The following is a 6,612-nucleotide window of genomic DNA, read 5'->3' as shown; positions in this document are numbered from 1 at the left end:
AAGCCAAGGTCAAAGCCGAGGTCGCAGACCTCTGCGCCAAATTCCCGATCTATCCAAACCTGTAAGTTGAAGGACCCGAACCATGAGCTTTCATTCCATTGAACAAGCCCCTGCCCGCCTGAACCGCAGCGAGCTGGCCGTTCCGGGCAGTCAGCCCGGTATGTTCGAAAAAGCCGCGCAATCGGATGTGGACGTCATTTTCCTCGATCTGGAAGACGCTGTTGCGCCAGATGAAAAGGAACAGGCGCGCAAGAACATCATCGAAGCGCTGAACGATATCGACTGGGGTAACAAGACCATGTCGGTGCGGATCAACGGTCTGGACACCCACTATATGTACCGCGATGTAGTGGATGTGGTCGAACAAGCCGGAGAGCGGTTGGACCTGATCATGATCCCCAAAGTCGGCACTGCCGCCGACGTCTATGCCGTCGATATGCTGGTCACTCAGATCGAAAACGCCAAGGGATACAAGAAACGCATCGGGTTCGAGCACATTATCGAAACGGCGCTGGGGATGCAGAATGTAAGCGAGATCGCAGCTGCTTCGAAGCGCAATGAAAGCCTGCATTTCGGCGTTGCCGACTATGCGGCGTCGACCCGCGCGCGAACGACCATCATCGGTGGCGTGAACCCCGACTATTCGGTTCTGACAGATGCGGATGCGGATGGTGGTCGCATGACCCATTGGGGTGACATGTGGCACTATGCGCTGGCGCGCATGGTGGTTGCTGCCCGCGCCAACGGTCTGCGCCCGATTGACGGTCCATTCGGTGATTTCCAGGATCCGGACGGCTATCGCGCCGCAGCCAAACGTGCGGCGGTTCTGGGATGCGAAGGCAAATGGGCGATCCACCCCAGCCAGATCGCGCTTGCGAACGAGGTGATGTCGCCGTCGGACGCTGAGGTCAACAAGGCGCAGCGCATTCTCGTTGCAATGGCCGAGGCCGAAGCCGCAGGCAAAGGCGCGGTGTCACTGGATGGTCGCCTGATCGACTATGCCTCGATCCGTCAGGCCGAGGTGCTGGTGGAAAAAGCGGGCCAGATCGCGGCAGCCTGAACCGTATCAGCCTCAAAAACAGAAACTGCGAGGGTATGCGCCCTCGCAGTTTTTTTGTGCGGTTAACCGCGTGGATTTGGCCAGCCCGTCGGGGCTGGCCTTGTCTCGTTAATTGACTTCTTCGGTTTCAGCAAAGGTGCTCTGCACACCATGCGAAGACCGGATGCTGTCCCGCCAGATCGCCTTGATCAAGGCAATGCACATCAGGACCATCACCAGTGAGAACGGCAACGCGCCAATCACCATCGCGGTCTGGATCGCCTTCAGGCCACCGACCAGCAGAAGGGCAGCCACAACCATACCCAGGGCTACACCCCAGAAGATGATGTGGGGCCGTGCCTTCGGACCTTCGTCGCCCGCCGCGTTGATTGTGTTGACGATAAGCACAGCCGAGTCCGCCGAGGTCACCAGATAGGTCATCAGCAGCACAACGATCACGATCGCCATCATCCAGCCCATCAGTTCGCCCAGCATGAAGCCGGTCATCGCAAAGATCTTATCGCCATCCGAGGCGCTGAAGATGACGTCATTGGCGCCGCCATTCAGTTCCAGATCAATTGCGGTGCCGCCCGCGAAAGAGAACCAGACAAAGCACATGATCGCGGGCACGATCACTGCACCCAATACGAACTCGCGGATGGTACGGCCGCGCGAGATGCGCGCAAGGAACAAGCCGACAAACGGGGCGAACGCCACCCACCAGGCCCAGTAGAATACCGACCAGCCACCCTGCCAGCCTTCGAGGCTATCTGCAACGCCTCCGGCCCCATCACCGCGGAAAACGGTGAACAGCATACCCGGCAGCGCAAGGAGGTATTCCCAGACGCCAACAAACAGCGCGTGCAGGCCAAAGAAGGTTGAGCCGAAGATCAGGAAGAAAGACAGCAGGAAGATGGACAGAACCATATTCAGGTTCGACAACCACTTGATGCCTTTGCCAACGCCGGACAGGGCAGACAAGGTCGATGCACCCATGATGACGACGATGGCAAAGATAATCCCGACCGACGAGGCGGTGCCTTGGTCATTCAGCAGCCAGTCGCCGATTCCGATCCGTGCCATGCCAGCCACGAACTGCTCGACACCAAATCCCAACGTTTGCGCGACACCCAGAATGGTGGCGATTACCGCAACGATGTCGATGGCATGACCCAGCCAACCCGACAGGCTGGAGCCGAACAGCGGCGTCAGAGACGAGCGGATGGTCAGCGGCAGACCACGTCGATAGGCAAAATAGCCCAGACCCAGCCCGGCAATCGCATAAGACGCCCAGGCCGAGAAGCCCCAGTGCAGATAGGACCATTTATAGGCGTTCAGCACGTTGTCCGCCCCTGCCTCGGTCGCAAGCCCCTGAATCACATCCGGGTTGTTTTTGAAGTGATAGACCGGTTCGGCCACGGCCCAGGTCAGCATCCCGACGCCGATCCCGGCCCCGAACATCATGGAAAACCACGAGAAGTTCGAAAACTCTGGCACATCGTCATCCATGCCGATTTTCAACCGGCCCGCTGCGGGCCAGATCGCCAATCCGATACAGACCAGCACGAACAGCGCCATCACATAGATGTACCAGCTGGCAAAGTTGGACAGGATGAAGCTGTTGAACCCGGACAAGACCGTTCCGGCCTGCTCGGGGAAGGCGACCGCCCAAATTACAAGGCCGCCTACCGCGAGCTTTGCCGTTACGGTCACGTCAACGCTGAACCCCGAATAAAACCCGGTATCTGCGGTTTTAATCGGCAGATCCGTCAACGGCTCCGCGATTTTATTGTCGTCGTTTGACATCCTAAGTTCTCCCTTTGGATTGCCTATTTTCCGAGGAAACGGTTTGTTCCGCTTTCTTTTGTTTTTGTTGCGTTTCTTGCCGGTCACGCGTCCAGCGCAACCGGTCCTTTGGGCCAACTGCAACAGGCCAGAACGTAGCCCTGTTCGGTATCGCCGGGCTGCAGCCCGCCCATGTCCTGCATTTCGACATCGCCCTGGGTCAGGCGCACTTTGCAGTTGCCGCAAACACCCTGCTGACAGGCGGAATCGATCCAAACCCCGGCATTCAGCGCTGCTTCAAGCAGGGTTTCGCCTTCGGCGGCGTGACCATGCAGACCGCTGAGCGAGAAATAGACCTCACCCCCGGTACCGGTGCTTTCTTCGATGGTGATCTTCTCGCCAAAGCTTTCCTCGTGCACCGCAGCAAACGGGATGACCGAGGCCACGTCGCGGGCCGCTCTCATGAAACCTTCGGGGCCGCACATGAAAATGCTGCGCTCGGCGTGATCGGGCACAAGGCGCTGAAGCAGATCAGACGAAATCTGACCGGTTTCGCCCACGAACCCGTCTTCGGCCTCATCCACGATCATGTGGACGGCCACATTGGCAAAACGTCGGTCAAGAAACTCCAGCTGATCGCGGAAAATGATGTCTTTCGGTGAGCGCGCGAAATGCACAAAGACGATGTCTTTGGGCAGGGTCACGTCAGTGACGTATTGCAGCATCGACATGACCGGAGTGACGCCCGATCCACCGGACAGGAACAGAGGTTTGTCGCTGGGGATATCCACCCAGTTGAAGCCGCCGGTGATGTCGGCGATCTCAAGCTCCATCCCCGGTTTCATCTGATCGTTCAGGTAGTTGGACACCACACCGCCCGCCACGCGTTTGACGGTGACCTGAATGTTGTGGGGCCGGGTCGGCGTGGACGAGATCGAATAGGCGCGTACATGCTGCTTGCCCTCAATCTCAAAACAGAAGGTCACGTACTGGCCGGGCTTGAAGTCGAAACTGCGGCTTTGCGTGTCTTCGAAAACGAATGTCTTGCTGTCATGCGTTTCGTCGATCACCGCTTTGCAGGTCAAAGTGGCTGGCCCGCCCGCATAGCAGGGCTGGTTATTGGCTGAACTCAGGGAAAACGGACTGTCCGTCGCGACGAGCATCTTGCGGAAACCTCCAGAATAGGGTTCGCGCGAGGATAATGGTGCGGTGGAACTGAAAAACGGCGCAGAATTGCGGTATTAATCGGTTAAAACGATTGATCGGTACTGGATCAGTTCTTTGAACAGGGTGACGGCCTGCGCCACCAGCGGGTCATGGCGTTTGCGCACATGTACGATGGAGTGAATGGGCTGCGGGATCACCGGAGCATCCGTTACCCGTTGCAATGTCGGATACTCTGCGCACAGACCCGGGGCGGCAAAGCCGGGGAAATAGGCGGTTCCACCATTGGCTTTCAAGAAATCCAGCGCAAGATCATCGCTGCCCACCAGGGTCGAGCTTTGCGGTTGATCCGAAAAGGCCTCGTCATGCTGGCGATCGAAATAAGACGTGTAGGCGACCTGAATGTAGCGTGACCAGGGGACATCCTGGACCCGGTCACAATCGGTGGACAGCATCACATAGCTTTCGCTGCCCAATTCACTGACAAACATGTCCGGCGCCTGCTGCGGGACAAAAACGATGCCGATATCGGTCTCGCCAGTCAGAACATCCCGCTGAATTTGTTGCGAGAAGTTCGCCTCGAGATACAGGTCCAGATGCGGGGTGCGTTCCCGGACCACCTTGGTCCAGTCGATCAGCACCGATCGCGCGAGGCTAAACTGAACCGAAATCCGCAAACGCTGCCTGTTGCCACCGCCACCAGCCTCTACATCGCGCCGCGCCAGACTCCAGGCGGCCAGCAGTGACCGGCAATGAGTTTCAAAACGCCGCCCCGAAGCCGTGGGTTCGGCCCCGCCCCGCCCGCGCTCGAACAGGCGCGTGTCCAGCTCTTGCTCCAACTGGCGGATGCGGGCGCTGACCGTAGATTGGGTCACATTCAGACGTTCGGCGGTGCGGTTGAAGTTCCGCGTCTCCAGAACATCCATGTAGGTCACTAACAACTGACGGTTCATTTAATCGGAAATCTCGATTGATAGATGAGTTTCAATTGCATTTATTTGTCAAAAATTCGCAGATATCAAGCGTCGTTGAACAAGCTAAAAAGCCCGCCCTTTTGGCGCCAGCAACAGGAGAAGTTCATGTTCATCGTCGATTGCGACTGCCACAATTATTGGTGCAGCGCCACGGTTCTGGAACCCTATATGGAAGGTCTTTTCAAGGACATGTTTGTCCGCGGTGAGCGCACCGGCCCACGCGGCGCTTTCCCCCACGGCCACCGCCCCTGGTTCCACCCCGAGGGCTTTGCCCGCCATGATGTGAACCCGGTTGAGGAAGATGATAACTATCTGATCATGAAAGAAAAGCACCTTGATAAATACAATATCGACGTTGCGATTCTGACCGGCGACGAGCCGATCGAAGCCTCGACACTGGCCAACCCCTTTTACGCTAATGCGCTGTGCAAAGCCTATAACGACTACATGATCGATTACTGGCTGCCCAAGGACGAGCGGTTCTGGGGTTCAATTGTAGTTGCGCCGCAGGACCCGCACCTCGCCGCTGCTGAAATTCGCCGCGTTGGCGGTCATCCTCGCATTGTTCAAGTCTTGGTGAGCCACGGCGCCGCGCGCCCCTATGGCGACCCGTTCTATCACCCGATCTACGAAGCCTGTGCCGAAATGGGCTTGCCGTTTGCCATGCACCTTGGTGGACAGGGTGGCATCAACTCAAACCCTGTTGGGGCCGGGCCTTCGACCTTCTTCTGGGAAACCCACGCGATCCTGCCACAGACGGCAATGACCCACATGGCCAGCCTGATCGCTCATGGCGTGTTCGAGAAATGGCCCGAGTTGAAAGTGGTGATCATCGAATGTGGCGTCGCCTGGGTGCCGTCGGTTCTGTGGCGTCTGGACGCGAACTACAAGGCGCTGCGCAAAGAAACGCCGTGGCTCAAGCGTCTGCCGTCCGAGTACTTCAAGTCGAACATTCGTATGTCGACCCAACCGCTGGAGCAACCCCAAAACATCCAGCACCTGTGGGCCACGCTTGAGGCGATGGATGGCGAAAACACCCTGATGTTTGCGTCGGACTATCCGCACTGGGATTACGACGACGTCAACAAACTGCACGTCCCGCCTGCATGGCGCGAGAAGATCTTCGGGCTCAACGCTCTGGACGTCTACACCCGCCTGCCGCGCCCGATGGCGCACGCCGCTGAATAAAGAAGGAGCCTTCGACCATGGCAAACAAGCTTTTCGCCTGCAAAACCGATGAGGTTCCCACCGACGCGGCCAAAATCGTGACCGTATCGAACATGCCCATCGGCGTGTTCAAACTGGATGACGGCTATCACGCCCTGCTGAACATCTGTCCCCACAAGGGTGCCGCCCTGTGCGAAGGGCCGGTTTGCGGCACCACCCGTGAAACCGACTCGACCGAGTTCGTCTATGACCGGGCTGGCGAGATCGTCCGCTGTGCCTGGCACGGATGGGAATTCGACATCCGCAGCGGCGAGTTTCTGGTGGACTCGTCCATCAAGACGCGCCGCTTTGACGTCTCGCAGGAAGGGGACGAGCTTTACGTCCACATCTGACGACTCGCGTCTGAGCTTCCTCCGAACTGAGCAACTGTCTCCCTGTCAGTTGTGACTTACTGGCGCTGCCCAAGACTTCGGGTAGCGCCTT

The 6,612-nt window shown here is 58.0% G+C and carries 6 protein-coding genes; 3 read left to right on the top strand and 3 right to left on the bottom strand.

Annotated elements, in window-relative coordinates; translation table 11 throughout:
* The first annotated feature begins 82 nt into the window (after nucleotides 1–82).
* Nucleotides 83–1,060, top strand: coding sequence for an HpcH/HpaI aldolase/citrate lyase family protein (locus GOW98_RS20605; RefSeq protein ID WP_170335574.1), 978 nt, complete (start codon nucleotides 83–85; stop codon nucleotides 1,058–1,060).
* Between the two features lie 108 nt (nucleotides 1,061–1,168).
* Here GOW98_RS20605 and GOW98_RS20600 read toward each other — a convergent pair whose 3' ends face one another.
* The 3 genes from GOW98_RS20600 to GOW98_RS20590 all read right to left on the bottom strand — a co-directional run bounded on the left by GOW98_RS20600 (nucleotide 1,169) and on the right by GOW98_RS20590 (nucleotide 4,941).
* The gene (locus GOW98_RS20600; RefSeq protein WP_170335572.1) at nucleotides 1,169–2,845 is read right to left on the bottom strand and encodes a BCCT family transporter; all 1,677 of its coding nucleotides are present in this window, start codon (nucleotides 2,843–2,845) and stop codon (nucleotides 1,169–1,171) included.
* Nucleotides 2,846–2,928: 83 nt separating this feature from the next.
* Nucleotides 2,929–3,987, bottom strand: a complete 1,059-nt coding sequence (locus GOW98_RS20595) for a hybrid-cluster NAD(P)-dependent oxidoreductase (RefSeq protein WP_170335570.1) — start codon at nucleotides 3,985–3,987, stop codon at nucleotides 2,929–2,931.
* Between the two features lie 78 nt (nucleotides 3,988–4,065).
* Nucleotides 4,066–4,941, bottom strand: coding sequence for a LysR family transcriptional regulator (locus GOW98_RS20590; RefSeq protein WP_170335568.1), 876 nt, complete (start codon nucleotides 4,939–4,941; stop codon nucleotides 4,066–4,068).
* 126 nt (nucleotides 4,942–5,067) lie between these two features.
* Here GOW98_RS20590 and GOW98_RS20585 point away from each other — a divergent pair, with 126 nt between their 5' ends.
* Together GOW98_RS20585 and GOW98_RS20580 are read left to right on the top strand one after the other, a co-directional pair.
* A complete protein-coding gene (locus GOW98_RS20585) occupies nucleotides 5,068–6,150 on the top strand; it encodes an amidohydrolase family protein (RefSeq protein ID WP_170335566.1) in 1,083 nt (360 codons plus the stop codon).
* A 17-nt stretch (nucleotides 6,151–6,167) separates the two neighbouring features.
* Complete coding sequence (locus GOW98_RS20580) at nucleotides 6,168–6,521, top strand: Rieske (2Fe-2S) protein (protein WP_170335564.1); 354 nt, start codon at nucleotides 6,168–6,170, stop codon at nucleotides 6,519–6,521.
* Nucleotides 6,522–6,612: the final 91 nt, after the last annotated feature.

The organism is Ruegeria arenilitoris, assembly GCF_013032445.1.
In the GTDB taxonomy this organism is placed as follows: Bacteria; Pseudomonadota; Alphaproteobacteria; order Rhodobacterales; family Rhodobacteraceae; genus Ruegeria; species Ruegeria arenilitoris_F.
The sequence above is the reverse complement of the archived record's forward strand: the minus strand, read 5'-3'. Positions and strand labels throughout refer to the sequence as shown.

Coding starts and splice junctions, on each gene's coding strand:
- GOW98_RS20605 (WP_170335574.1), top strand. CDS start 83: ATGAGCTTTCATTCCATTGAACAAGCCCCTGCCCGCCTGAACCGCAGC.
- GOW98_RS20600 (WP_170335572.1), bottom strand. CDS start 2,845: ATGTCAAACGACGACAATAAAATCGCGGAGCCGTTGACGGATCTGCCG.
- GOW98_RS20595 (WP_170335570.1), bottom strand. CDS start 3,987: ATGCTCGTCGCGACGGACAGTCCGTTTTCCCTGAGTTCAGCCAATAAC.
- GOW98_RS20590 (WP_170335568.1), bottom strand. CDS start 4,941: ATGAACCGTCAGTTGTTAGTGACCTACATGGATGTTCTGGAGACGCGG.
- GOW98_RS20585 (WP_170335566.1), top strand. CDS start 5,068: ATGTTCATCGTCGATTGCGACTGCCACAATTATTGGTGCAGCGCCACG.
- GOW98_RS20580 (WP_170335564.1), top strand. CDS start 6,168: ATGGCAAACAAGCTTTTCGCCTGCAAAACCGATGAGGTTCCCACCGAC.